Annotated in this window: 22 protein-coding genes; 13 read left to right on the plus strand and 9 right to left on the minus strand. The window is 70.6% G+C overall.

Going from position 1 to position 25,133, the window contains the following annotated elements:
- The 6 genes from G6048_RS13560 to G6048_RS13585 form a co-directional block, all read left to right on the plus strand.
- On the plus strand, positions 1-1,040 hold a 1,040-nt coding region (locus G6048_RS13560), incomplete at its 5' end, for a S1 family peptidase (RefSeq protein ID WP_165339771.1).
- A 189-nt stretch (positions 1,041-1,229) separates the two neighbouring features.
- Positions 1,230-2,906, plus strand: a complete 1,677-nt coding sequence (locus tag G6048_RS13565) for an FAD-dependent oxidoreductase (protein WP_165339772.1) — start codon at positions 1,230-1,232, stop codon at positions 2,904-2,906.
- A complete protein-coding gene (locus G6048_RS13570) occupies positions 2,903-4,402 on the plus strand; it encodes an ATP-binding protein (protein ID WP_165339773.1) in 1,500 nt (499 codons plus the stop codon). The genes G6048_RS13565 and G6048_RS13570 overlap by 4 nt, the downstream gene beginning before the upstream one ends.
- The gene (locus G6048_RS13575; RefSeq protein ID WP_165339774.1) at positions 4,399-4,749 is read left to right on the plus strand and encodes a UBP-type zinc finger domain-containing protein; all 351 of its coding nucleotides are present in this window, start codon (positions 4,399-4,401) and stop codon (positions 4,747-4,749) included. Before G6048_RS13570 ends, G6048_RS13575 begins: the two co-directional genes overlap by 4 nt.
- 19 nt (positions 4,750-4,768) lie before the next feature.
- Positions 4,769-6,631, plus strand: coding sequence for a glycoside hydrolase family 15 protein (locus G6048_RS13580; RefSeq protein ID WP_165339775.1), 1,863 nt, complete (start codon positions 4,769-4,771; stop codon positions 6,629-6,631).
- 43 nt (positions 6,632-6,674) lie between these two features.
- On the plus strand, positions 6,675-9,662 hold the full coding sequence (locus G6048_RS13585; protein ID WP_165339776.1) for a helix-turn-helix transcriptional regulator: 2,988 nt from the start codon (positions 6,675-6,677) through the stop codon (positions 9,660-9,662).
- Between the two features lie 47 nt (positions 9,663-9,709).
- Here G6048_RS13585 and G6048_RS13590 read toward each other — a convergent pair whose 3' ends face one another.
- Positions 9,710-10,312: a DUF6624 domain-containing protein gene (locus G6048_RS13590; protein WP_235989715.1), complete on the minus strand. Its 603-nt coding sequence runs from the start codon at positions 10,310-10,312 to the stop codon at positions 9,710-9,712.
- Positions 10,309-10,707, minus strand: a complete 399-nt coding sequence (locus G6048_RS13595; protein WP_165339777.1) for an ATP-binding protein — start codon at positions 10,705-10,707, stop codon at positions 10,309-10,311. Before G6048_RS13595 ends, G6048_RS13590 begins: the two co-directional genes overlap by 4 nt.
- A 298-nt stretch (positions 10,708-11,005) precedes the next feature.
- Here G6048_RS13595 and G6048_RS13600 point away from each other — a divergent pair, with 298 nt between their 5' ends.
- The 4 genes from G6048_RS13600 to G6048_RS13615 all read left to right on the plus strand — a co-directional run bounded on the left by G6048_RS13600 (position 11,006) and on the right by G6048_RS13615 (position 13,538).
- Positions 11,006-11,833: a helix-turn-helix domain-containing protein gene (locus G6048_RS13600; RefSeq protein WP_165339827.1), complete on the plus strand. Its 828-nt coding sequence runs from the start codon at positions 11,006-11,008 to the stop codon at positions 11,831-11,833.
- Positions 11,830-12,075 carry a DUF397 domain-containing protein gene (locus G6048_RS13605; RefSeq protein WP_165339778.1) on the plus strand — a complete coding sequence of 82 codons (246 nt, stop codon included), beginning with the start codon at positions 11,830-11,832 and terminating at the stop codon, positions 12,073-12,075. Before G6048_RS13600 ends, G6048_RS13605 begins: the two co-directional genes overlap by 4 nt.
- An 85-nt stretch (positions 12,076-12,160) precedes the next feature.
- Positions 12,161-12,694: a hypothetical protein gene (locus tag G6048_RS13610; protein WP_165339779.1), complete on the plus strand. Its 534-nt coding sequence runs from the start codon at positions 12,161-12,163 to the stop codon at positions 12,692-12,694.
- 34 nt (positions 12,695-12,728) lie between these two features.
- Positions 12,729-13,538, plus strand: a complete 810-nt coding sequence (locus G6048_RS13615) for an SAM-dependent methyltransferase (RefSeq protein ID WP_165339780.1) — start codon at positions 12,729-12,731, stop codon at positions 13,536-13,538.
- A 20-nt stretch (positions 13,539-13,558) separates the two neighbouring features.
- On the opposite strand, the gene G6048_RS13620 is transcribed toward G6048_RS13615, so the two are convergent.
- From G6048_RS13620 to G6048_RS49465, 5 genes are all read right to left on the minus strand, one after another.
- Positions 13,559-14,953: an FAD-binding oxidoreductase gene (locus G6048_RS13620; protein ID WP_165339781.1), complete on the minus strand. Its 1,395-nt coding sequence runs from the start codon at positions 14,951-14,953 to the stop codon at positions 13,559-13,561.
- Positions 14,954-15,068: 115 nt separating this feature from the next.
- Positions 15,069-17,669 carry an ATP-binding protein gene (locus G6048_RS51345; RefSeq protein ID WP_165339782.1) on the minus strand — a complete coding sequence of 867 codons (2,601 nt, stop codon included), beginning with the start codon at positions 17,667-17,669 and terminating at the stop codon, positions 15,069-15,071.
- A 148-nt stretch (positions 17,670-17,817) separates the two neighbouring features.
- The gene (locus G6048_RS13630; RefSeq protein WP_165339783.1) at positions 17,818-18,600 is read right to left on the minus strand and encodes a pectate lyase; all 783 of its coding nucleotides are present in this window, start codon (positions 18,598-18,600) and stop codon (positions 17,818-17,820) included.
- An 81-nt stretch (positions 18,601-18,681) separates the two neighbouring features.
- Entirely contained in the window at positions 18,682-19,662 is a 981-nt protein-coding gene (locus tag G6048_RS13635) for a pectate lyase family protein (protein ID WP_165339784.1), read from the minus strand.
- Positions 19,663-19,951: 289 nt separating this feature from the next.
- Positions 19,952-20,848, minus strand: coding sequence for a peptidoglycan-binding domain-containing protein (locus G6048_RS49465; RefSeq protein WP_328825872.1), 897 nt, complete (start codon positions 20,846-20,848; stop codon positions 19,952-19,954).
- Positions 20,849-20,986: 138 nt separating this feature from the next.
- Here G6048_RS49465 and G6048_RS13645 point away from each other — a divergent pair, with 138 nt between their 5' ends.
- Complete coding sequence (locus G6048_RS13645) at positions 20,987-22,006, plus strand: zinc-binding alcohol dehydrogenase family protein (protein WP_206341569.1); 1,020 nt, start codon at positions 20,987-20,989, stop codon at positions 22,004-22,006.
- On the opposite strand, the gene G6048_RS13650 is transcribed toward G6048_RS13645, so the two are convergent.
- Together G6048_RS13650 and G6048_RS13655 are read right to left on the minus strand one after the other, a co-directional pair.
- A complete protein-coding gene (locus G6048_RS13650) occupies positions 22,003-22,437 on the minus strand; it encodes a VOC family protein (protein WP_165339786.1) in 435 nt (144 codons plus the stop codon). The genes G6048_RS13645 and G6048_RS13650 overlap by 4 nt on opposite strands.
- Positions 22,438-22,519: 82 nt before the next feature.
- On the minus strand, positions 22,520-22,912 hold the full coding sequence (locus G6048_RS13655; RefSeq protein ID WP_165339787.1) for a PPOX class F420-dependent oxidoreductase: 393 nt from the start codon (positions 22,910-22,912) through the stop codon (positions 22,520-22,522).
- A gap of 113 nt (positions 22,913-23,025) precedes the next feature.
- Between G6048_RS13655 and G6048_RS13660 the strand changes: the two genes are divergently transcribed.
- Positions 23,026-23,559: a hypothetical protein gene (locus G6048_RS13660; protein ID WP_165339788.1), complete on the plus strand. Its 534-nt coding sequence runs from the start codon at positions 23,026-23,028 to the stop codon at positions 23,557-23,559.
- Between the two features lie 167 nt (positions 23,560-23,726).
- Positions 23,727-25,133: an MBL fold metallo-hydrolase gene (locus tag G6048_RS13665; protein ID WP_165339789.1), complete on the plus strand. Its 1,407-nt coding sequence runs from the start codon at positions 23,727-23,729 to the stop codon at positions 25,131-25,133.

The following is a 25,133-nucleotide window of genomic DNA, read 5'->3' on the forward strand; positions in this document are numbered from 1 at the left end:
CCCCCACCCTCCTCTCCGCCATGCGACGCGACCTGGGGCTGACCAAGTCCCAGGCCAAGGCGCGACTGGCCGACGAGAAGGCGGCGGCAGTCGTCGAAACGAAGGCGCGACGGATCGCCGGAGCGGCATACGGAGGCTCCTGGTTCGACGCGGAGAGCGGCAAGTTGACCGTCGCCGTGACGGCCGCCGCCCCCGACGCCACCGTCGACGCCGTACGAGAGAGCGGCGCGAACGTCCGTACCGTCACCGTCAAGCACAGCGCCCGACAGCTCGACGCGGTCAAGGCGCGTATCGACAGGCTGCCCGCGCCGGACGGCGTCAGCGGCTGGCATGTCGATCCCAGGACCAGCGCGGTCGTCGTGGGCGTCATCGGCGCGCAGCGCGCCGACAACGATGTCCAGGAGTTCGTCGAGCGGGCCCGCGCCGCAGGTCCCGTCACCGTCGAAGAGACCGCCGAGGCGCCAGAGACCTTCGCCGCCGGCACGGTCGGCGGCGACCCCTACTACACCGGCAACGTCCGTTGCTCCATAGGCTTTTCGGTACACGGCGGCTTCGTCACCGCCGGACACTGCGGCCAGGCCGGAGCCGCTGTCAGCGGCTGGGACCGGTCGCACATCGGCAACTTCCAGGGGTCGTCGTTCCCGGAGAACGACTACGCCTGGGTCAACGTCGGCAGCGGCTGGTGGACGGTGCCCGTCGTGCTCGGCTGGGGCACCGTCCCCGACCAGCTCGTCCGCGGCTCCGCCGAGGCACCCGTCGGCGCCTCCATCTGCCGGTCGGGGTCGACCACGCACTGGCACTGCGGCACCGTGCTCGGCAAGAACGAAACCGTCAACTACAGCCAGGGCGCGGTCCACCAGATGACCAGGACCAGCGTCTGCGCCGAACCGGGCGACTCCGGCGGCTCGTACATCAGCGGCGACCAGGCCCAGGGGGTCACCTCCGGCGGTTCGGGCAACTGCACCAGCGGCGGCACGACCTGGTACCAGCCGGTGAACGAGATCCTCAACCGTTACGGCCTCACCCTGCACACGGCATGATCGCGCGCACGCCCTGATCCAGCGCACCACGGTCAACGGGCTCCGTCACCGAGCCGGTGACGGAGCCCGGAATCGGACGGAACGCCCGATTCCGGAGCCAAGCGGGCCGGTCCCATAAGATGGGCATTCACCAGCCGGTGCTGCGGTGAAGGCCGCGCCAGGACGCTGACCGCTCGGGTGGGGAGACGTATGGCACAGGGCACCGAAGCAAGCCGGACCGTCATCCTGACCGTGGACGACGACCCGGGGGTCTCGCGTGCCGTGGCCCGCGACTTGCGGCGGCGTTACGGCGAGGGGTACCGGATCGTGCGCGCGGAGTCCGCGCAGAGCGCTCTGGAGGCGCTGCGCGAGCTGAAGCTGCGCGGCGATCTGGTGGCCGTGATCGTGGCGGACTATCGCATGCCGCAGATGAACGGGATCGAGTTCCTGGAGCAGGCGCTGGACGTGTACCCGGCCGCGCGCCGGGTGCTGCTGACCGCATACGCGGACACGAACGCGGCCATCGACGCGATCAACGTCGTCGACCTCGACCACTATCTCCTCAAGCCCTGGGATCCGCCGGAGGAGAAGCTCTATCCCGTACTGGACGATCTGCTGGACGCATGGCGGGCCGCCGATCACCGGCCGGTGCCGATCACGAAGGTCGTCGGGCACCGCTGGTCGGCGCGTTCGTCGGGGGTACGGGAGTTCCTGGCGCGGAACCAGGTGCCGTACCGCTGGTACTCGTGCGACGAGCCGGAGGGCCGGCGGCTGCTGGCCGCCGCCGGGCAGGACGAGCAGCGGCTGCCCCTGGTCGTCACCGCGGACGGCACCGCGCTCGTCGAGCCGGAGGATCCGGAGCTGGCCGACCGGGTGGGTCTGGCCACGACGCCGACGGCGGACTTCTACGACCTCGTCGTCATCGGCGGCGGTCCTGCGGGGCTCGGCGCGGCCGTGTACGGCGCCTCGGAGGGGCTGCGGACCGTGCTCGTGGAGCGGACGGCCACCGGCGGACAGGCGGGACAGAGCTCCCGTATCGAGAACTATCTCGGCTTCCCGGACGGCGTGTCCGGCTCCCAGCTCACCGACCGGGCCCGGCGTCAGGCGACGAAGTTCGGGGCCGAGATCCTGACCGCGCGCGACGTCACCGGTCTTGAGGTCAACGGTGCGGCGCGCACCGTGCGGTTCTCCGACGGCTCCGCGGTCGCCGCGCACTGCGTGATCCTGGCGACGGGCGTGACGTACCGGCAGCTGGCGGCGCCCGGAGTGGAAGACCTGACCGGATGCGGAGTTTTCTACGGCTCGGCACTGACCGAGGCCGCCGCCTGCCAGGGACACGATGTGTACATCGTGGGCGGCGCCAACTCCGCCGGGCAGGCCGCCATGCACCTGGCCAAGGGCGCCAAGTCGGTCACCCTGCTGGTCCGCGGCGCCTCCCTGTCCGACTCGATGTCGCACTACTTGATCCAGCAGATCACGGACGCGCCCAACATCTCGGTGCGTACGGGCACGGTCGTCGAGGCGGCGCACGGCTCGGGCCATCTGGAACAGCTCACCCTGCGCGACGTCGAGAGCGGGCACACCGAACTCGTCGACGCGCAATGGATGTTCGTGTTCATCGGCGCGGCCCCGCTCACCGACTGGCTGGACGGCACGGTGCTCAGGGACGACCGCGGGTTCATCGTCGCCGGGCCCGACCTGACCGCCGACGGGCGGCCACCGGCGGGCTGGGAGCTGGACCGGCCGCCGTACCACCTGGAGACCAATGTGCCCGGGGTGTTCGTGGCGGGCGACGCGCGCGCCGAGTCCGCCAAGCGTGTCGCCTCCGCCGTCGGAGAGGGAGCCATGGCCGTGATGCTCGTCCACCGGTATCTGGAGCAGTCGTGAGCGGGCAGCCGATGCCATGCGACGCGGCGGAACTCGGCACGCTGTTCCTGTTCGAGAAGCTGGACGCCGATCAGCTGGCGCGGCTGTGCCGCGAGGGCCGGGTGGAGCGGTTCGAGCCCGGCTATGTGTACCGGGAGGGTGAGCCGGCCACTTGCTTCTTCGTACTCCTCGAAGGCACGCTGGTGATGTCCCGGCGGGTCGGCGCCGACGACGTGGAGATCAACCGCACGTCCCAGCGCGGGGTGTACGCGGGCGCCATGCAGGCCTATCTGGCCATGCCGGATCAGTCGCGCTACAAGGGCTCTCTGCGGGTCACCGAACCCTCGCGGTTCTTCGTCCTGCCCGCCGAGACGTTCGCGGCGATCCTGGCGGACTGGTTCCCCATGGCCGTACATCTGCTGGAAGGGCTGTTCTTCGGCAGCCAGAACACGCAGCGGACGATCAACCAGCGCGAGCGGCTGCTGGCGCTCGGCTCGCTGTCCGCGGGGCTGACGCATGAGCTCAACAATCCGGCGGCGGCCGCGGTGCGGGCCACCTCGACGCTGCGGGACCGGGTCGCGCACATGCGCCACAAACTAGGGGTCATCGCCTCGGGTCCGTACCACCGTGAGGCGTTGAAAACGCTGATCGACATCCAGGAGAGCACGGCCGAACGGGTCGCCAAGGCACCCGCCCTGAGCCCCCTCGAAGCCTCCGACCGCGAGGACGCGCTCACCGACTGGCTCGACGATCACGGCATCGACGGCGGCTGGCAGATCGCCCCGACGTTCGTGCAGGCCGGGCTCGACACCGACTGGCTGGAGCGGGTCGCGGCAGCCGTCGACCCGGAGATGCTGCAAGGGGCCGTGGGCTGGCTCAACTACACCATCGAGACCGAGCTCCTCATGAACGAGATCGAGGACTCCACGACCCGTGTCTCGAACCTCGTGAACGCGGCCAAGCAGTACTCCCAGCTCGACCGGGCGCCCTACCAGATCTGCGATGTGCACGAACTCCTCGACAGCACGCTGCTGATGCTGTCCGGGAAGATCGGCTCGCGGATCACGGTGGACAAGGAGTACGACCGTACGCTGCCGAAGATTCCCACGTACCCCGGCGAGCTCAACCAGGTATGGACGAACATCGTCGACAACGCGGTCTCCGCGATGAACGGCGTCGGTGGCGAAGGCACGTTGACCGTGCGGACGGCCCTGGAGCGGGAGCAGTTGCTCGTCGAGTTCCGCGATACGGGACCGGGGGTGCCGGAGGAGATCCGCGGCCGTATCTTCGATCCGTTCTTCACGACGAAGGCCGTGGGCGAGGGCACCGGTCTCGGTCTGGACATCTCCTGGCGCATCGTGGTGAACAAGCACCACGGGCACCTGGAGGTGCACTCCGTGCCCGGCGACACCCGTTTCCGGGTCTTTCTTCCGCTCACGGCCGCGGATCCCGAGGCCCCTGCCGTGGATTCCGGGGCCTCTGCCGCGGATTTCGAGACCCCTCAGGAGGCGTCATGACCACTGCGGCCGGAATCGACCCCGCCGCTGTGCCGAGCGGCACCGGATGCGTCGAGTGCGGTGAGGTCGGCGGCTGGTGGGTCCATCTGCGGCGGTGCGCCCAGTGCGGCCACATCGGCTGCTGCGACAGCTCCCCCGCGCAGCACGCCACGGCCCACTTCCGTACCACGGGCCATCCCGTCGTGCGCAGCTTCGAACCTGGTGAGGCCTGGTTCTGGAACTACGCGACCTCCGAGCTGTACGAGTCCGGCCCCGCCCTCGCTCCCCCGGTCAGCCGCCCGCCGGACCAGCCCTCGCCCGGGCCCGTCGGCCGGGTTCCGGCGAACTGGGCGGACACGCTGCGCTGATTGAGAGAAGGCCGCAGGGATGATCGATCCGCCACCTCCGCAACAGACACCGTCGTACCCGGGATCGGCCGGGTCCGCCCGTTACCTGCCCATCGCCGAGCACGGGCTGATCGGCGATCTGCGCACCGTCGCGCTGGTGGGCACCGACGGCACGATCGACTGGTACTGCTGTCCGTCGTTCGACGCTCCGAGTGTCTTCGGCTCGATTCTCGACGCGGACCGCGGCGGGTCCTTCGAGCTGGCCGCCGCCGTACCGGCGACGACGAAGCAGTTCTACTTCCCGGACACCAACGTGCTCATCACCCGCTTCCTCACCGAGGACGGGGTCGGCGAGGTACATGACTTCATGCCGGTCGCCGACGAGACGACCGCGGCGGCCGAGGCCGACCGGCACCGGCTGATCCGGCGGGTGGTCTGCGTACGGGGATCCATCCCGTTCCGCGCCCGGATCGCGCCCAGGTTCGGCTACGGAGCTCAGCCGCACACCCTGCGGCAGCTCGACGACGGGGCGCTGTTCGAGTCCGAAGACCTCTCGCTCGCGCTGACCGCCACCGTTCCGGTCGAGTGCGACGACCTCGACGTGACCGCGGAGTTCAAGCTCAGCCAGGGCGAGAGCGCGGTCTTCGCGCTCGACCGGGTCAACGGCGGCATCGAGGCGCGCGGCTGCCCGCACTTCGAGGCGGAGGAGCAGTTCGCCGCCACGGTGGCGTTCTGGCGGCGCTGGCTGTCCGCCTCTCAGTACCGCGGCCGGTGGCGGGAGATGGTGCACCGTTCCGCGCTGACCCTCAAGCTGCTCACGTACGCCCCGACCGGCGCGATGGTGGCCGCCCCGACGACCAGCCTGCCCGAGCAGATCGGCGGCGAACGCAACTGGGACTACCGCTATCTATGGGTCCGGGACGCCGCCTTCTGCGTCTACGCACTGCTGCGGCTCGGCTTCACCAGCGAAGCCAAGGCGTTCATGGACTTCCTGTCCGAGCGCGTCGACCGGGACTGCGACGGGCCCTCGGGCCCCCTGCAGATCATGTACGGCATCGACGGACGCACCGAGCTGCCCGAGCGCGAACTGCACCACCTGGAGGGACACCGAGGCTCCGCACCCGTACGTGTCGGCAACGGCGCGGCCGGCCAGCTGCAGCTCGACATCTACGGAGCCCTCATCGACTCGATCTACCTCTACGACAAGTGGGGCGAGCCCATCTCCAGCGACCACTGGGACGCGGTCTGCGCCCTGGTCGACTGGGTCTGCGAGCACTGGGACCAGCCCGACGAGGGCGTCTGGGAGACACGCGGCGGACGCAAGAACTTCCTGTACTCCCGCCTGATGTGCTGGGTGGCCATCGAGCGCGCCATGCGCATCGCCAGGCGCCGCGGCCTGCCCGCCGATCTGTCCCACTGGGGGCGGGTCCGCGACACGATCTACCGGCGGATCATGAAGAACGGCTGGTCCACGACCCGGCAGGCGTTCGTCCAGCACGAGGACGACCATGTGCTCGACGCCTCGGTCCTGATGATGCCGTTGGCGAAGTTCCTCTCCCCCAGCGACCCGAAGTGGCTCTCCACGCTGGACGCGCTCAGCGCCGACCTGGTGTCCGACTCGCTCGTCTACCGCTACGACCCCTTGGCCAGCCCGGACGGTCTGCGCGGCGAGGAGGGCACCTTCTCCATCTGCTCCTTCTGGTACGTCGAGGCACTGACCCGGGCCGGCCGGCTCGACGAGGCCCGGCTGACCTTCGAGAAGATGCTCACCTACGCCAACCATCTCGGCCTGTACGCGGAGGAGATCAGCCACACCGGCGAGCAGCAGGGCAACTTCCCGCAGGCCTTCACCCACCTCGCCCTGATCAGCGCCGCGTTCAACCTCGACCGGGCGCTGGGCTGAATATTCGCCGGGCCGTGTCAGAGGCGCGTGCCAGGATGGTTCCGTGCCGACCACCGCATTCACCACGCCGTTCATCGGCCGCGAGGACGAACTCGCCCGTCTGACCCGGGTATTGGAGCGTGCCCGGGCCGGTGAGGCGCATGCCGTGCTGGTGGCCGGGGACGCCGGTGTGGGCAAGACGCGCGTGCTGGCCGAGGCCGCCGGGCACGCCGCGGAGAGCGGCATGACCGTTCTCACGGGGCACTGTGTCGATCTCGGTGACGTCGGCCTGCCGTATCTGCCGTTCACCGAGGTCGTCGGCGTGCTCGCCGCCGACGACCGGTTCTCTGCCGCCCTGGCGAAGCATCCCGTGGTCGGCCGACTGCTCGGCGACGGCGGCGGTGCCGTACGGGACGCGGGCAGCCGGCCGCAGCTGTTCGAGGACATGGCCGCTCTGCTGGCCGACCTCTCTGAGGTCAGTTCCCTGCTGCTGGTCCTTGAGGACCTGCACTGGGCCGACCAGTCCTCCCGCGACCTGCTGCGCTTCCTGCTCAGCCGGGGCATTCTTCAGCGGGCTGCGGGCGGCTCCCCCACCCACCGCCTGGCACTCTTCGCGTCGTACCGGGCCGACGATCTGCACCGCCGCCACCCGCTGCGCCCGCTGCTGGCCGAACTGGTGCGGCTGCCCGCCGTCGACCGCCTCGAACTGCGGCCGATGCCCGATCCCGAGGTGGCCCGGCTGGTACGCGCCCAGCGGGCCGCTCCGCTGCCGGACGCCACCGTCCGCCGTATCGTCGAGCGCGCCGAGGGCAACGCCTTCTACGCGGAGGAACTGCTCGCCGCCACCGCCGACACCCTGCCCGGCCCCGGCGGGTCCACTCCGGCATCCGCCGTGCCCAGTGGCCTCGCCGACGTCCTCCTCATCCGCTTCGAGCAGTTGTCCGGCACCGCCCAGCAGGTACTGCGCACGGCGGCCGTCGCCGGGCGCCGCGTCGAGCACGAGCTGCTGCGCGACGCCGTCGGCCTGCCCGAGCAGGAATTGGAGTCGGCGCTGCGCGAGGCCGTCGGCCGACAGCTCCTCGTCCCCGGCGAGGACGACACGTACTCCTTCCGGCACGCCCTCATCCGCGAAGCCGTCTACGCCGATCTGCTGCCGGGCGAACGGGTGCGGCTGCACCGACAGTTCGCCCGGCTGCTGGCCGCGCGGGGCCACAAGGCCGAGAGCGCGGCGGAGCGCGCCCACCACTCCCGCGAGAGCCACGACCTGGCCGACGCCCTCGCGGCCTCACTCGAGGCTGCCGACCACGCCGGGCGGATCGGCGCCCCCGCGGAGGAACTCCGCCACCTCGAGGCCGCCCTCGATCTGTGGCCGGCGGTGCCCCGCTCCGCACTGCCGGAGGGCGCCGGCGACACGGTGGCGCTCACCCTGCGTGCCTCGGCCGCGGCAGCGCACGCCGGCGAGACCCACCGGGCGGTCGCGCTCACCCGTTCCGCGCTCGCCCGGGTCGGCTCAGACACGGACGCCGAACTCGCCGTCCGCGTCCGGTACACCCTCGCGGGCAATCTGATACGGGCCGACAGCCTGAAAGCGGCGTTCAGGTACAGCAGCGAGGCACTCGACCTGATCTCCGCGGAGCCGGAGTCGCCGACCTGGGTGTGGGCCGCGGCCACCCATGTCAAGGCGGCGCATCAAGTGGGCGAGTACGAGGTCGGCCGCCAGGTCGCGCGCCAGGCCCTGCGCGTCGCCGAGGAACTCGGCGTGGCCGACGCGCAGGCCGATCTGCTGATCTCCCTGACGAGTCTCGAAACACACAATCGCCGCACTCCGCAAGGGCGTTCCCGGCTACGGGAGGCGCGGGAGCTGGCCCGTCGGGCCGGCAACGTGCCCGTCGAAATGCGCGCGCTGTTCAATCTCGCCATCGGTTCGTACGAATCCGGCGACCCGGACGAGTGCCTCGCCTGGCTCTCCGACGGACTGGAGCGCGCGGAGCGCACCGGGCTCCACTACTCGCCGTACGCACTGGAGATGCTCTACCTGCGCACCGTGGTGCTCTACACCCTGGGCCGCTGGGACGAATGCGTCCAATCGGCGGCCACAGAAGCCGAACGGCTGCCGACGGCGAGCGGTTTCGCGATCGGCCCCGCGCTGTACGTTGCTCTGGCCCGCGGCGACCGGACGGCCGCCGAGCGGGCCCGCGCCCTCCTCGACGGACCGTTCGACTGGATGGCCACCCTCGTCGCGGGCATTGTGCTCACCGACACCGCGGCCCAGCGAGGTGAGCCGGAAGCGGCCGTCGAGCGGGTGCGTACGACGCTCGAAGCGCTGACCGACGAATCCGGCGCGGAGCGGCCCGATGTCGCCGTCCGGCTCGCAGCCCTCGCCCTGTCCGCCGTCGCGGACGCGGCCGTTGAGCTGCGGCTGACCGGCGACGAAGCGGCCGCTCTCCGCTGGACGGACACGGCCACGGAACTGGTGGAGCTGGCCCGGGCCACGGCTACCAAGGGAGAGGACGGTGAACGGCAGGGCCCGGAGGGTCTGGCCTGGCTGGCCCGCGCGGAGGCGGAATGGGCACGGGCCACCAGCGGGCCGGATGTCGAAGCCTGGGAGAAGGCCGTCGCCGCGTTCGGCTACGGAGATGTCTACGAGCGGGCCCGTTGCCAACTCCGCATCGCGGAGGCGCTGTTGGCGGCGGATCGCCGTGAAGAGGCCGCCGAGCAGGCGCGCGCCACGCGGGACACGGCCGACCGGCTCGGCGCCGTTCCGCTGCGCGACAGTGTGGACGCACTCATCCGGCGGGGCCGCCTCGCGGAGACCCCACCCACGGCAGCCGGGGCCCCTGCGCTGACCGCCCGCGAGAACGACGTCCTGCGGCTCCTCGCCCACGGCCGCACCAACCGCCAGATCGGCGAGGAGCTGTTCATCACCGGCAAGACGGCGAGCGTCCATGTCTCCAACATCCTCGCCAAGTTGGGCGCCGCCAGCCGCACCGAGGCCGTGGCCCTCGCCTACCGCGAAGGTCTGATCGAGCCGGGGACGACCACGTCAGGCTGAACACTCGGACCGTCGGTGGCGCGAACGGGCCGCCGTCCCATCCCAGTTCATGCCCCGTGACGCAGCATCCGCATCTGCTCTTCCAGCGGGGCCAGACCGACATCCCGGCGACGTTCGTCGAGGGTGTCCGGGCAGCGGGTCGGGTACGGGCGGAACGTCGCCGGGTCGATGCGCGTGCCGTAGTACTGCGGCTGGCCCAGCTCGACGGCGCAGTGGTCGGCGATGTAGGCGTGGTGCAGCGCGGGGCAGCGGCCGTCCGCCGTGGCCTGGGCGATCAGGTCGCGGCAGCTGAGCTGGAAGTCGAGATCCGGGGCGTGCAGCAGGATCATCAGGGCCGCCGTCGACGCCTGAGCGCCCACCAGGTCGGCGGTCGGCCAGCCGTGCCGGCGGACGATCGCCTTGAGCGCCTCGGCGTTGTCCTTGCGGCAGTCGAGGATGCTGCGGCGCAGGCCGGGCGTGCGATTGCGCTGTGCCTGCCGCATGAGCCGCTGTTCCTCCTCCGCCCTGCGGACGAGTTCGCAGGCGAGGGCGGAGGCCAGCGCGGGAAGCACTGCCGTGCCCGAGCCCTGAGGTGCGTCGTGCGCCAGGCCGGTTTGCTCCTCGTGTGGCGCGTCCTGGGTCAAGTGCCTTGAAGCACCGATGCCGTTCATGAGGGCTCCCGAAGCGTCAGCGTGAACCACACGCTCTTGCCCGTGGTACCGAGGGCGGGCCGTGCGACACCCCAGTCGTCGGACAGCGCGGCCACGAGGGCGAGTCCGCGCCCGGACTCCTCGGCCGCACCCACCGCACACAGCCGCGGCAGGACCGGCGAACGGTCGGCGGTGGAGGCACGCGACGGCTGGGCGGGGACCACGGTGCGCAGAGGGCCGGCAGGCTCGCCGACCGCGACCGGGGCGACCTCCTCGGGCCGTGCCCGGCGGGCCGGCTCACCGACCGGGAGCGCTACAGACGCGGACGAGCAGCCACCCTCCAAAACGGCGGCGGCCAGCACCTTTTCGGCCCCCGCGGGGCCCTTGGCCGGACTCCTTGATTGTCCGTCGGTCACGGTGGCCATCCCGGTCTCGCATCACGGTGCGCGGCATCCCCGTACCTGCCGGGCGATCAACTCCCGTACTGCCGAGCACGGTTGACCGCCGTCGCCGCTGACTGTGCGACAGGTCACTCCGTCACTATGACGGCATCCACGCACAACTCGCAACACGCGTTCTGATAATTTCAGAACTATCCGCAACTCCCTGTCTCTGTCAGTGCCGACGTGGCACACTGCTGGCTGTGACGGCCGTTCCGGGAGGGTGGACGTGAGCGACAACCGCTCTGGCGGCAACGCGCCGACAGTCCTGCGGATGGTTCTCGGCAAGCGGCTTCGGCAGCTGCGGGAGCAGGCCGGGGTCTCGTTCGAGGACGCGGCACGGGCCATCGAGGTGACCCCTCTGACGGTCCGGCGGATAGAGAAGGCCGAGGTCGGCCTACGCATCCCGTACGTAAAGGAGTTGCTGCGCACCTACGGGGTTCCGGCGGCGGAGATCGACGACTTCCTCAACCTGGCCAGGGAGGCCAACCAGCCCGGCTGGTGGTACAAGTACCGCGACGTACTGCCCGAGTGGTTCAGCGCCTACGTGAGCCTGGAGAGCGAAGCCAGCGTCATCCGCCTCTACGAACCCCACTACGTCCCGGGCCTGTTGCAGACGCACGACTACGCCACCGCACTGATGCGGGTGGGGTTCCCCAACGAGTCGAAGGAGGACATAGAGCGCCGGGTCACCCTGCGCCTCAAGCGTCAGGACCTGCTCGCCAAGCCGGAGTCACCCGCCATCTGGGCCATCCTGGAGGAGTCGGTGCTGCGCCGCCCGGTGGGCGGACGCCAGGTGATGCGGGCTCAGATCGACCGGCTGGAGGAGGCGCTGGACCTGCCGAAGGTCCGGATCCAGATCATCGGCCTCGACACGGGAGCACATCCCGGCGCATACGGCCCGTTCCACTACTTCCGTTTCGGTTTCTCCGAGCTTCCCGACGTCGTCTACACCGAAAGCCTCGCCGGCGCGGTCTATGTCGATCAGCCCGCCGACGTCGTCACGTATCTCGAAGTTATGGACCGGATGTCCGTGCAGGCGGAACCGGTCGCTCGAACCAGGGACATCCTGGGTAAATTGCGCAAGGAGTTGGACGAATGAACGCCAAGGGCCCCATCTACAGCGGCATGCCGGCCACCGACCTGGGCACCGAGGGCTGGCACAAGCCCTGGAGCGGCACGAACGGCGGGAGCTGCGTCGAAGCCAAGCGGCTGCCCGACGGCAGCGTCGCCGTCCGCCAGTCCACCGACCCGGAAGGTCCCGCACTGATCTACACCCGGGACGAGATGCTGACGTTCCTGGAGGGCGCGAAGTCCGGCGAGGCGGACTTCCTGGTCGCCTGAGGCCACCCGGGAAACCCGCACGCGGACTCCCCTCGTGCGGGTCGCCCGGCCACACTGAGGAAGTCGGTCGTCCGGAGGGAGTGGTATGCACACGCTCCATCAGGCCGTCACCCAGTGTCGAACGCTGGTCGTCGACGGCCCTGAGGGCATCGGCAGGAGCCGTCTGCTCACCGAACTCGCCCGCCACGGATTCCTCATCAGACATGCAGGGGTACAGCCGCACCAGGTGGACCCCTGCCGCCCGTACCGTGAACTCCTCGCCGCACCGGGCCTGTTGGCGGTCGACGGCAGCATCATCCACGAACTCGTCTACGGGCCGCTGCGCCGGGGACACTCCCGGGTGACCTGGATCCAGGCCCTGGATTTCGCCGAGGCGATCGCCGAACGAGACGGCGCCCTCGTCCATCTGACGGCAGCTCAAAAGCAGACGGCGCCTCAGAACCAGCAGGACACGGAAGGCGCCCAGGCGGTCAGCGCGTACGAACGGGCATTCCGCACCCTCGCCCAGCACGTCGCCGTCGTCACCGTGGATGTCGGCGGCCTCGGCCCTCCGATCCGTGCGCCTGACTCGTCCCCTTTTCAACTGGGGCGATGCGCAGGGAAGTTGACGGTAAGTTGAGCACAGACCCGTGACGCACGGCAGGAGAATTCTGATGGCAGAAGCCCAGTCCCACCCCGACCAGGACGCCCTGTCCAAGATCGACACCACGGTGCCGCACTCGGCCCGCATCTGGAACTACTGGATGGGCGGCAAGGACAACTACGAGATCGACCGGGTGGCGGGCGACGCCTACCGCGAGACCGCGCCGAACATCGAGACCATGGCCCGCGCCTCCCGTGACTATCTGATCCGCACGGTGACCCTCGTGGCCGGCGAGCTCGGCATCCGCCAGTTCCTGGACATCGGCACGGGACTGCCCTCGTACGACAACACCCACCAGGTCGCGCAGCGTGTGGCACCCGAGTCCCGCATCGTCTACGTGGACAACGACCCGCTGGTGCTCCGCCACGCCCAGGCCCTGCTGACCAGCACCCCCGAGGGCGCCACCAACTACATCGACGCGGATCTGCGCGAGCCCGAGAAGATCATCGCGCAGGCGGGCGAGATCCTGGACTTCACCAAGCCCGTCGCGCTGATGCTCATGGGCATCCTCGGCCACATCCAGAAGTACGAGGAGGCCAAGTCGATCGTCAGCCGCCTCCAGGCCGCCCTCCCCTCGGGCAGCTACTTCGTGCACTACGACAGCACCGACACCGACGCCGCCCTCAAGGAGGCCCAGGAGGGCTACGACGACACGGGCGCCATCCCGTACGTGCTGCGCAGCCCGGAGCAGGTCTCCGCGTACTACGAGGGTCTCGAACTGCTGGAGCCCGGCATCGTGTCCTGCCCCCTGTGGCGCCCGGAGCCCGGGACGTCGCCCGAGCCCACGGACGTCTACGGGGGCGTCGCCCGCAAGCCGTGATGCGGCACGCTGATTGATCATCAGCCCCCGGCCGGCTGGATGTTCTGGTTGAGCCGGAACAGGTTCCCCGGATCACGGTCGGCCTTCACGCGGGCCAGTCGGGCGTAGTTGTCGCGGTAGCTCGCACGTACGCGCTCCTGACCCTCGTCCATCATCATGTTCACGTACGCGCCGCCCGCCGAGAACGGGTGCAGGGCGTCGAAGTAGTCGACCGTCCAGTGCTTGATGGCCTCGGCATTGGCCGGGTCGGAGTCCACGCCCGCGTAGACGGACGCCCAGCGTGCGTCGCGGTAGCTCCAGGCGGTGTCCGTCGGTGCGAGGTCGTGGACGGCGCCGTCGATCGGGTACAGGTGCATCGTCGACTTCCAGGTCGGCAGTTCGGCGCCGAACTTGGCGTGCGGGCCGATCGCGTCGCCGGGGATGTCGTTGACGAAGTCCGCGCGCCAGTACCACTGGTCGCCGGGCGGGTAGAGGCCGTCGAACGCGGACTGGATCGCGGGGTGCGGCATCGGCGCGGGGGCGTGCAGCAGGGGCGTGGGCAGTGCGTCGAGCAACGGTGCCATGACCCGTGCCGCCGCGTCCGTGTCCTCGCCGGCGTAGTACCAGACGACGCCGGCGATCTTGCGCAGGTGCAGTTCCTCGGGGAACGGCGGGGCCGGCGGGACGGAGCCGAAGAGGAAGAAGGCGTTGAGGTCGCGGGGCGCGTGCGGGATGAAGTCCCGGTAGGCGGTGAGGACTTCGGCGCCGAGTTCCACGGGCCAGAAGGTGGGCCCGGCGACGACCGTGCTCACCTCATGCAGGCGGAACAGGAACGAGGTGACGACGCCGAAGTTTCCGCCGCCGCCGCGGATCGCCCAGTACAGGTCGGTGTTCTCGTCCGCGCTCGCGCGCACGTGCGCGCCGTCGGCCAGGACGAGTTCGGCCTCCAGGAGATTGTCGATGGTCAGCCCGCACTTACGGCTGAGATGACCGAGGCCGCCGCCCAGGGTGAGACCGCCGACGCCGGTCGTGGAGATGATGCCGCTCGGCGTGGCCAGACCGTGCTCGTGGGTGGCGCGGTCCACTTCACCCCAGACGCAGCCTCCGCCGACGCGGACGGTACGGGCCCGTGGGTCGACCTCGATGTCCTTGAGCGGGGACAGATCGACGACCACACCGTCGTCGCAGGTCCCCAGGCCCGCGCCGTGGTGCCCGCCGCCGCGCACCGCGAGCGGCAGTCCGTGGTCACGGGCGAAGCCGACGGCATGGGAGACGTCCTTGGCGTCACCGCAGCGCGCCACGAGGGCGGGCCGCCGGTCGATCATCGCGTTGTAGACGGCGCGGGCCTCGTCGTAGCCGGAGTCGTCCGGCCCTACCAACTGGCCTGTGAATCCGGTGAGTTCCTGACGAGCTGCTTGTGCCGGAGTCATGGACATGCGTGTCCCCCGTTCCGGGTCAGGGGCCCTTCGACGGGCCCGATCCGCATGTTCTAGTCCGGCGCCCGGGACGCGGATATCCGTGACCGTCACCCAGCTCGGCGACGGCGGCTACCTAGGTCTCGGCGCTGGGGAGCAGGCCCAGCTCTGTGGCCTGGACGGAGACCTCGCGTCGGGTGCGGGCGCCCAGTTTGTCCAGTACGGCGGAGACATGGTTGTCGACGGTACGGACCGACAGCACGAGCCGCTCTGCGATCTCGGAGTTGGTGAGCCCCTGGGCGAGCAACCGCATGACCTGGAGCTGGCGCTCGGTGAGACCGGCGGGATTGTCGCGGGTCGCGGCGAGCGGACCGCGCGGGATGTGCCGTACGCCGAGCCGGCGCAGCTCACCGCGGAGCAGCCGGGCGAGCGGCCGCGCACCCAGCGCGTCCAGGGCGGACAGCGCGGCCAGCTTGCCCTCCGGTTCCGGGCTCTCGGCGAGCGCGGCGGCGTGTTCGTACGGGCAGCCGGCCGCCCGCCAGGCCCGCGCCGCCTCCCGCCACCGGCCGGCGCTCTGGAGGGCGTACGGATGGTCCGAGCCGTCCGGCGGGATGGGATGTCCGGCCTTGGTGAGCCAGTATCCGAGCTCTGCCCGGTACGGTGCGGCGGCCAGTGTGCGCGCCTGCTCGAAGGCTTCAGCGGCGGCGTCCACGACCGCAGGCCGGTCTCCACGCAGCCAGGCGGCCTCGGCCCTGGCCGCCGCGACCGGTCCGATGCGCTGGAGCTCACGCGTGTGTACGGCGATCTCCCATGCCTGGTCCAGCAGTTCGCCGGCGCCGCTCCCGCCGCGCCGGATGCGAACCCGCGCGAGAACGGTCAGTGCGGGGCAGCGGGCGGGTACGAACTCGTGGGCGCCGAGTTCGGCGTGCTGCTCGGCGTCGTCCCAGGCTCCGGCGGCGAACCGGCGCAGCGCCAGCTCGACGTGGAAGTAGCTGAGGAAGCCGAGGTGTTCGGCCCGGTCAGCCAGTTCCATGGCCGGGGCAAGGAAGCGGTCGGCCTCGGCGTACTGCAGGTTTTCCAGGAGGGACCAGATGAGGTTGGCGTACGAGCGGCAGGCGTGGTCGATCTCGCCGGCGGACAGGGCCACCTTCAGGCTCTCCTCCACCTGGGCGCGGCCGAGGGGGTCACCGGACCGCCAGCGTGCGGAGCCCACGTTGTTGAGGGCGTGCGCGAGGATCGCCGGGTCGTCGGTGCGGTGGGCCAGGGCGATGGCGCGTTCGCCGAAGTCGATGGCCTCGGCGTGGCGCTCGGAGAGCATGTGCAGCTGCGAGGTGTTGCTGAGGGCCAGGGCGAGCAGCCGGTCGTCGCCCGCCCCCTCGCCCACGACGATGGCCTCCCGCGCGGCGCGCTGCGCCTCATCGGCGTCGCCCGCCCACCAGTGGATCCGGGACAGCCAACGCAGGTCGGCGCCGAGCGCCCGGGTGTCACCGAGGGACCGGCGCAGGTCGACCGCGTCCCGCTCCGCGCTGACGGCCGCCTTGGAGTCCGCGATGGTGTAACTCTCGACGGCGTACCGCTCGAGCAGGGCGGCCAGTTCGGCCGCGCCGAAACGGTCGCGGTGCCGCAGGACGAGCCGCAGATGGGCCGCTGCTTCGCGGTGCGCTCCCGCCTCGGCGGCGTCGCGTGCCGCGTCGGGCCCGTACCGCACGACGGCTTCCTGATCGCCGGCTTCCGCCGCGTGGTGGACGACGCGGGCGGGGTCGGAGCCGGGGGCGGCGACGAGTGCGGCGAGCACGGCCCGGTTGAGTTCGATACGGCGTGCGGCGGGCAGCGAGTCGGCGATGGCGCGGCGGATCAACTCGTGGCGGAAGACCGTCCGTTCGGGGGTGTTGGTCAGCATTCCGCGCCGCTCGGCCGCCGCCAGCTCGGCCGCGCCGTCCGTGAGCAGCGCGTCGACCAGCGGGCGTTCGAGAGCGGAGGGCACCACGGCGAGCTGCTCCAGGGCGTCCCGGGTGCGGTCGTCGAGGCCGCGCAGCCGGGCCAGTACGGCGTCGACCACGGTCGGCGGCACGCCACCCGTGCCGCCGGCGGCCAGCACCTCGGCGACGAAGAACGGGTTGCCCGACGTCACCGCGTACACCTGAGCCGGGTCCAGCCGGCTGGCCGCGCTGAGCCGGCGTACGGCCTGGACGGAGAGCCGGGGCAGCGGGAGGCGGTGCACGCGCTCGGCTCGGGACACCTGGCCGAGGAGGTGGCGGACGGGGTGGGCGCGGTCCAGTTCGTCGTCCCGGTACGTCAGCACCAGGACGGCCGGGAGCCGCTCCACCCGGTGCACAAGGAACCGCAGCACATCGAGCGAGGCCTCGTCCGCCCAGTGCACGTCCTCGACGACGAGGACCGCCGGGTGCGGGGCGGCGGTCAGCTCCGCGCGCAAGGCGTCGTACACCCGGGCCCGGTCGCCGCCCTGAGTGAGCGCCCGCGCCAGCTCCGTACCGACGCTTCCGACGAGGTCGCGGAACGGTCCGAGTGGCCGCCGGGTCGCGAGGTCGTCGCACTCCCCCACCAGGACGCGAGCCCCGGCGGGCAGCACGCTCGGCATGGCCTTCACCAGGCTCGACTTGCCGATACCGGCCTCTCCGAAGACGAGCGCCACCGAACCGGCTCCGTCCGCCGCGTCCCGCGCGGCGGCGGCCAGTCGCTCCAGCTCGTGGTCTCTCTCGAGGACCCCCCGATCCACGGTGCGATTCTGGCACGTATACGGGCGTTCGGGACCGCACGCGTACGTATCTCCTGGCCCGCTCACGCGGGGGCGGCCGTACGAAGCGCCGTGCGGGGACGCTTCGTACGGCCGCTGTCACCGTGGGAGGACTACCTGGGAGTGGGGCCTACCTGTAGGTGATGTCCGAGTTGCTGTACTTGCAGTTCGTGCTGTCGGGGCCCGTTCCGACGGCGGAGTTGTTGTTGTACTTCTGGCAGGGGATGACCTTGCGGCTGCCGTCGTTGAGGATCGTGATGCCGCGCAGCGTCGCCACGTCATTGCGGTTGACGTTGATGCCGACCAGGCGGGCGGTGGATCCGGTGCCGGTCACCTCGATGTTGCTGAGGTTGACCTTGCGCGTGTGCTGCGTGGAGCAGTCTCCGCACGAGCGGTACAGCGTCTTGAACTCCTGCACGGCGAAGTTGGAGATGTTCACCGTGCCGGGCCCGTTGTGCTGGAAGACCTTGTCGGCGGCCTTCTTGGCGCCACCGCCGATCACGTTATACGTGGAGCCGCCACGGAACGTCGCGGCGTCCTCGCCGACGTCCGCCCACCACACGTTCTGCAGCGTGCAGTTGCCCTTGCAGTGGATGCCGTCGGCGCCGGGCGCGCCGATGATGACGTTCTTCAGCGTCGCGCCGGGCTCGAGCTCGAAGATCGGGTCCTGGCCCTCTTCCTGGCCGTCGCCGGCCAGGTCCCCGGTGCCGTAGAACTGCTTCATGCCGTAGTCCTTGGTGCCGGACACGGAGATGGTGGAGGAGGTGCCCTGGCTGCCGTTGGGGGTCGGCCAGGTGGCGGCGCTCGCCGGGGAGGCACCGGTGGTCATGATCATGCCAACAGCTAAGCCGAGTGCGGCCAGTGCGCCGGTCGCCGCGCGCCCGTGGGCACGCGATCGTGTCGCAGAAGTCATGTCCCGATTCCTTCTGTCGTGGTGAGGGGTTGAGTGTGGTGCGAGTGCGTGTTGCGGTGCCGGGCTGCCGTGGCGTGAGCCTCAGAGCTTCCCGGCGCCCGCCCCGGACGTCACCGAGGCGACGACGGACGACGCGGGCTCGGCGGTGTAGCCGTAGGGCGGACTGGTGAAGCTGCCGACCCGCGAGATCTCGGTGGCGGCTCCACCGAGGTCGTTGCCGCGCAGGTTGGCGTATCCGTCGACGTCGCTGCTGCGGTTCGTGGTGACCGCGATCTTCGTCGAGCGGAAGACGTTGTTCTCGACGAGCATCTGGGCGCCCATGCGCGAGTGGCAGGCGGTGTCGGCGCCGGACACGTAATTGTTGTAAAAGTGGCCGGTGCCGAAGCGCAGGCTGGGGATGCGCGAGTAGACGTTGCTGAAGTGGTTGTGGTGGTACGTCACCTTCAAGTGGCCGGTGTCTTCGGAGGCGTTGTTGTCGCTGTGGCCGACGAGTGAGCCCTTGAAGTGGTCCTTGAAGGTTTTCCAGGACACCGTCACGTGGTCGGAGCCGTGGTTGATGTCCAGCAGACCGTCGTAGTAGTCCTTGTCGTGATCGCGGTCCGCCGAGAAGGAGTTGTGGTCGATCCACACCTTCGTCGACTCCTGGACGGTGATCCCGTCCGAGGGCTTGAGCGGCTTGCTGATGTCGAGGTTCCGGACGACGACGTTGGTCGCCTCCTTGATCCGCAGCCCGCCGCCGGTGAACCCGGACGACGAACCGACGCCCAGCACCGTGGTGTTGGAGCCGATGTCGACCTGACCGCTCAGCGAGATCAGGCCGTTGACCCGGACCACCTTCGCCGACGCGCCCGTGACGGCCGTCTTGAAGGCGGCCAGATTCGACACGGTCACCGCGGTCACGTTGCCGCCGCCGGTGGTGCCGGCGCCGAAGCCGATGGGGGCGGTCTCGGCGGCGCCGGCCGGCTGGGGAAGGACGAGCACGGTGACGGTCGCCAGGGTGGCCGCGGCTGCCGCGGCCAGGGTGGATCTGTGCACTCGGGTACGTGGGGGACGAGTACGCATGCGGGTGCGTCCCTTCAGGAGAACCTGAGGATCATGTATGTGGCTGTAGTTCACTGATCTGATCGCTGCACGCAGACAGAGGCACACCCGATGCGCGGGGCATAGGGCTTTGATGTGTGCGGTTCCGCAGGTGGTACGGACCATGGCCCAGCTATCTCATATACGAGATACCTGATACCAGGTCACTGTTCTGAACGGACCGTAGAGGGTAAGCGCTTTCTGGTCAACGGTTCACGCAGAATGAGTTTCCAGACGCCTGGGAGCGCTTCCACACGTGTCGAGGTACGGGCTACGAAGCGGTGCGGGACTCAAGGTCGCGGCGGGTGTCGTTGCCGTAGACGCCGGTCTCGTCGCCCCGGATGCCGTACCAGAGCTGGAAGCGTGCGACGGCCTCGGTGAGCGTGGCGTCGTACTCGCCGCTGGTCGCGCCGTCCTGGTACACGTTCGGGATCTTCCGCAGCCGTTCCTGGAGTTCGGTCACTTCGGGGCCGGTGGCGCCCTGGCGAAGTACGCCGGGGCCGTCCGGATCGGCCGCCGCGGGCGGAGCGGCCGCCGCGGGCGGAGCGGCGGGCGCGGAGGCGGAAGGGGCCGGGGGCTGCTTGGTCTGCGATTCGGTGCTGCCCCTGTCCCAGGTGAGCAGCAGCGCGGCGGAGAAGCCCGCCAGGGCGATCGCCACGGCGGCGACGGCGAGCGCCGCACGACGCAGCCATGGCGTACGTCCGTCCCCCGCCCGAGGTTTGCGACGCGGGCCTGGGCGCTCCTCGTTCATGACAGGCGGCAGTTCCTGGGTGTCGTCCTCGGTCGTCCAGGCAAGCGCGTTGGGTCCGGGCGTCCAGGCGGGCTGGGTGGCCTCGGTCGCCGACTGCGGCGAGGTGGACTCGGCGGCCGGAGGGAACGGCGGGCTGTCAGCCGCCAAAGGAGGCGGGGCGGTCTCAGCCGCCGGAAGGAACGGAGCAGCCTCGGCCGCCGAAGGAGGCGGGCCGGCTTCGGTCACCGGAGGGAGCGGGGCCGTCTCGGCCGCCGATAAGGCGGTGGCTTCCTCCCGCTCCACGCGTCGCTCGCGCTCCACCGCGTCGACCAGCCGCACGAGTTCCGACAGGGCGCCTGTTCGGCGGCGGGGCAGGACGTTGGTGGGCTCGAGCGCCGGGCGGCTCGGCTGCGGTTCGGGGTCGTATGGTGTCGACACGCTGCTCTCCTACCGGTCGTACTGGGGATTGATACGCGTCATCGCGCCCGGAGGTTCAACGCCCGTGCCAGTCCATGGAGGGAGGCCGGTGAGAGCGCAGCCGAGCCGCGTCGGCGGGAACATGTCGACATGACGACGATGCGTGCATGGGTGGTGGCCGAGCCGGGGCCGATCGAGCGGGAGCCCTTGCGGTTCGTCGAGACGCCGGTTCCCGTGCCGGGGCCCGATGAGCTGCTCGTCCAGGTGGGCGCCTGTGGGGTCTGCCGTACGGATCTCCATGTCAGCGAGGGCGATCTGCCGGTGCATCGGCCGCGGGTGACGCCCGGGCACGAGGTGGTGGGGCGGGTGGCGGGCATGGGTGACGCGGTGACCGGATACGCGGCCGGGGACCGGGTCGGAGTGGCCTGGCTGCGCCGTACCGACGGCAGTTGCGGGTACTGCGCACGCGGGAACGAGAACCTGTGCCCGGACTCGGTCTACACCGGCTGGGACGCCGACGGCGGCTACGCGGAGTACACGACAGTGCCGGCCGCCTTCGCCTACCGGCTGCCCGGTGACCTCGACGACGTCGCCCTGGCCCCACTGATGTGCGCGGGCATCATCGGCTACCGCGCACTGCGCCGCGCCGCGCTGCCCGACGGCGGGCGCCTCGGCCTGTACGGCTTCGGCGGCAGCGCCCACCTGTGCGCGCAGCTGGCGATCGCCCAGGGTGCCACCGTCCACGTACGGACTCGCGATGTGGCGGCCCAGCGTCTCGCGCTCACCCTGGGCGCGGCCTCGGCGGCCGGTACGTACGATCCGCTGCCCGAGCCGCTGGACAGCGCGATCCTGTTCGCCCCGGTCGGCTCCCTCGTCCCCGTGGCACTACGGGCCCTCGACCGCGGCGGCGTCCTGTCCATCGCGGGAATCCATCTCAGCGAGGTCCCGCCACTCGACTACGAGCGGGAGCTCTTTTACGAGAAGGAGGTACGCAGCGTCACCGCCAACACCCGTGCGGACGGCAGGGAGTTCCTGACGCTGGCGGCGCGCTTCGGCATACGGGCCACCACCCGCACGTACCCGCTGTCGCAGGCTCAACTGGCGCTGCAGGACCTGAAGTCGGGCCGCTTCGACGGGGCGGCTGTGCTGGTCGACGACAGCACAGGGCAATACGCCTAGAGCGCGCCGAAGTCGGGGAGGGTGAGCGAGCCGTCCTCGGCGAGGTGGAATCCCGGGTTGTGCGCGATCTCCCAGGCGTGGCCGTCCGGGTCGGTGAAGGCGCCGGAGTAGAAGCCGATGGTGTTGGTGACGGCGGGCTTGGTGATGGTGGCCCCGGCCCGTTCGGCGGCGGTGAGGAGAGCGTCGACCTCGGCGTCGGAGCGTACGTTGTGTGCCAGGGCGATCCCGCCGAAGCCGGTTGCGGTTCCGTCCGTCAGCCCGCAGTCGGCCGCGAGCTTCTCGCGGCCCCACAGGACGAGGGCCAGGCCGCCCGCCTGGAAGAAGACGGTCTCTTCGACCTCCTGCCCCCGCCAGCCCAGGGCTTCGTAGAAGGTCCGGGAGCGCGTCACATCGGAGACTCCCAGCGTGACCAGACTGATGCGCTGTTCCATGCCAGGACATTAAAGGCCGTCGGGAGGGACGACAACACGACGGGACGGCAAGACGACAGGGGCGACAGCGCGACAGTCGGTCTCAGTCGGTCGGCGCCAGGGAGATCCGTATCCCCACCGTCCCCGTCTTCCCGCGCCGCAGTCGGCTGCCGAGCAGGACGAGTCGACCGGTGATGCCGTATTTGCGGGCGATGAGCGCGCGGTAGCGATCGGTGACGTCCTGGTCGCAGATCTCGGCGGTGGCGGGGATCTGTTCGCCGGTGGGGTTGCCGCGCGCGTCGCAGGGGCCCACGAGGACGTCGGCTCGGTTGCGGATCCGCTTGACCTTCCAGGCGTCCGCGGCCGACCAGGCACCGAGCGCCTCGCCGTCCCGCACGACCCATACGGGCGTCGCTACCGCCGTCCCGTTCTTCCGATAGCTGGTGATCAGCAGATACTTGGCGTCACCGAGCCGCTCGAACGCTGTGTTCTCCACGCCGGGAGTCTAGACCGCCGGTATGTACGGGCGGTGCGCTGCGCCGGCTCCTTCCGCCGTACGCTCCCCACGGCCCGTACACGCCGTGTCAGACTCCGGCGGGAGGGGGAGCCTTGGCTGACAACACTCTGTGGGTGGCGGCGTTGACCGCGGGTACCGCCGTGCTCGCGAGCTGGGTGACCAGCCGCGGTACCGCGCGGGCCGCGCGCATCCAGGCCGACGCGGCTGCCGCGACGGTGCAGGCGGACCGGCTGCGGGCGGCGCGGCGGGCGGCGTACGTCGACGTCATCGAGCAGGCGCAGCGCATGGGCGACCTCTACTGGAAGGTGACCGACGCGCACGGGATCACGGACGCCGGGGAGCGCCTTGGCGCGCTCGAGGAGCTGCGGCTACGGCTCCGTGGCGAGTACGCCGTGCTGCGGCAGCGTGTGTGGGTGGTGGAGCTGGAAGGCCCGGCGGAGGTGGCGTCGGCCGCGGACCGGCTCCGGGAGTCGACCAGCGAGAACTGGCGGGCACTTGGCGCGATGATCGCCGGTGAGGCGGGCGCGGCCCAGCGGTTCGACGACTGCTTCCCGCCCTTCTGGGAGTCGGTCGTGGCCTTCGTCGAGGTCGCTCGCCGCGCCCTCCACGAGACGCGTACGGACTGATTCCTCTCCGGCCTCCGGGTACTCGCTCAGCGACACACAAAAGCCTCTGATGAGGGGCTCTTCGCGTCAGCCTCTGATCTCTACTGGATACCCCCCTGGGTATTTCTGCTACGGTGGGATCTCCAGATACCCCCCGGGGTACATTCATTCTGTGAGGAGTCGCAGTCGTGTTCTTCGTCGACACCCTGGAATTCGAGGGGCTGGGCAACCGCAGTTACCTGGCCGGAGGCACACGGGCCGCCGTGGTGGTCGATCCGCCCCGCGACATCGATCAGGTCATCGCCGCTGCCGCCGGGCGCGGAGTGCGGATCGCCTTTGTGGCGGAGACCCACGTGCACAACGACTACGTCAGCGGCGGTCTGGAGCTGGCCCGGATCAGCGGAGCCCGTTACCTGGTGCCGGACGGGGCGTCGGTGTCGTTCGCCCGCACTCCTGTCGCCGATGGCGACACGGTCGCCGTGGACGAGGACCTGGTGCTGCGCGCCGTGGCCACGCCCGGCCACACCCCGCACCACACCTCGTACGTACTGGAGGAGGACGGCCGGCCGGTGGCGGCGTTCACCGGCGGCTCGCTGCTGATCGGCGCGGTCGGCCGGCCGGATCTGGTCGAGCCGCGGCTGACCGAGCGGTTGGCCCGCGCCCAGCACGCCTCGGCGCATCGGCTGGCGGACGAACTGGACGACGAGGTCGCGGTGCTGCCCACCCATGGCTTCGGCAGCTTCTGCTCCAGTGGGCAGGCCGAGGGGGACTCGACCACGATCGGCGCGGAGCGCAAGAACAACGACGCGCTGACGCAGGACGTGGACACCTTCGTCGCTCAGCTGCTCGCCGGACTGGACGACATACCCGCGTATTACGTGCATATGGGCCCCGCGAACGCGGCTGGACCGGCACCGGTGGACCTCACCCCACCGCGGCCCGCGGACGCCGAGGAGATCGCCTCCCGGCTGGCGGCCGGGGAGTGGGTGGTGGACCTGCGCAGCCGCGTCGCGTTCGCCGAGGGCCATGTCGCCGGATCGTTCAACTTCGAGGGCGAGGGCAAACTCGCCACCTATCTGGCCTGGTTGATCCCCTGGGGCAAGCCCGTCACGCTGCTCGCCGACACCGCCGGGCGGATCGCCGACGCGCAGCGCGAGCTGGCCAGAGTGGGCATCGACCGCCCTGCCGCCGCCGCGAACGGCGATCCTTCCGCGTGGATACGGGACGGGGAGCGGCTCGCTACCTTCCGGCGCGCCCGCTTCGCCGAACTCGCCGGCGTACGGGACGACGTGGTGGTCCTGGATGTGCGGCGTGATTCGGAACGGGCGCGCGGTTTCATCGAGGGTTCGGTGCATATCCCGATCCATCAACTGCCCGGCCGTGTGAGCGAGGTGCCGCACGGTGTGGTGTGGGTGCACTGCGCGGGTGGGATGCGTGCGGCGATCGCCGCGTCTCTGCTCGACGCCGCCGGGCGGGAGGTGGTCGCTGTCGACGACGGGTTCGAGGCCGCCCGCGATGCGGGACTCGTCGTCGTCCGTCCGGCGGCCGGTGACACCTCTGACGCGCGCCCTGCCTCCGCTTCCGCCTCCGCATGA

The organism is Streptomyces ureilyticus (assembly GCF_011045025.1).
In the GTDB taxonomy this organism is placed as follows: Bacteria; Actinomycetota; Actinomycetes; order Streptomycetales; family Streptomycetaceae; genus Streptomyces; species Streptomyces ureilyticus.

Bases quoted from the DNA above. Each gene is read 5' to 3' on its own strand.
- G6048_RS13590 (WP_235989715.1), bottom strand. From the start codon at position 10,312: ATGAACGGCATCGGTGCTTCAAGGCACTTGACCCAGGACGCGCCACAC.
- G6048_RS13650 (WP_165339786.1), bottom strand. From the start codon at position 22,437: ATGGAACAGCGCATCAGTCTGGTCACGCTGGGAGTCTCCGATGTGACG.
- G6048_RS13615 (WP_165339780.1), top strand. From the start codon at position 12,729: ATGGCAGAAGCCCAGTCCCACCCCGACCAGGACGCCCTGTCCAAGATC.
- G6048_RS13580 (WP_165339775.1), top strand. From the start codon at position 4,769: ATGATCGATCCGCCACCTCCGCAACAGACACCGTCGTACCCGGGATCG.
- G6048_RS13565 (WP_165339772.1), top strand. From the start codon at position 1,230: ATGGCACAGGGCACCGAAGCAAGCCGGACCGTCATCCTGACCGTGGAC.
- G6048_RS13600 (WP_165339827.1), top strand. From the start codon at position 11,006: ATGGTTCTCGGCAAGCGGCTTCGGCAGCTGCGGGAGCAGGCCGGGGTC.
- G6048_RS13630 (WP_165339783.1), bottom strand. From the start codon at position 18,600: ATGACTTCTGCGACACGATCGCGTGCCCACGGGCGCGCGGCGACCGGC.
- G6048_RS13635 (WP_165339784.1), bottom strand. From the start codon at position 19,662: ATGCGTACTCGTCCCCCACGTACCCGAGTGCACAGATCCACCCTGGCC.
- G6048_RS13620 (WP_165339781.1), bottom strand. From the start codon at position 14,953: ATGTCCATGACTCCGGCACAAGCAGCTCGTCAGGAACTCACCGGATTC.
- G6048_RS13610 (WP_165339779.1), top strand. From the start codon at position 12,161: ATGCACACGCTCCATCAGGCCGTCACCCAGTGTCGAACGCTGGTCGTC.
- G6048_RS13575 (WP_165339774.1), top strand. From the start codon at position 4,399: ATGACCACTGCGGCCGGAATCGACCCCGCCGCTGTGCCGAGCGGCACC.
- G6048_RS13605 (WP_165339778.1), top strand. From the start codon at position 11,830: ATGAACGCCAAGGGCCCCATCTACAGCGGCATGCCGGCCACCGACCTG.
- G6048_RS13645 (WP_206341569.1), top strand. From the start codon at position 20,987: ATGCGTGCATGGGTGGTGGCCGAGCCGGGGCCGATCGAGCGGGAGCCC.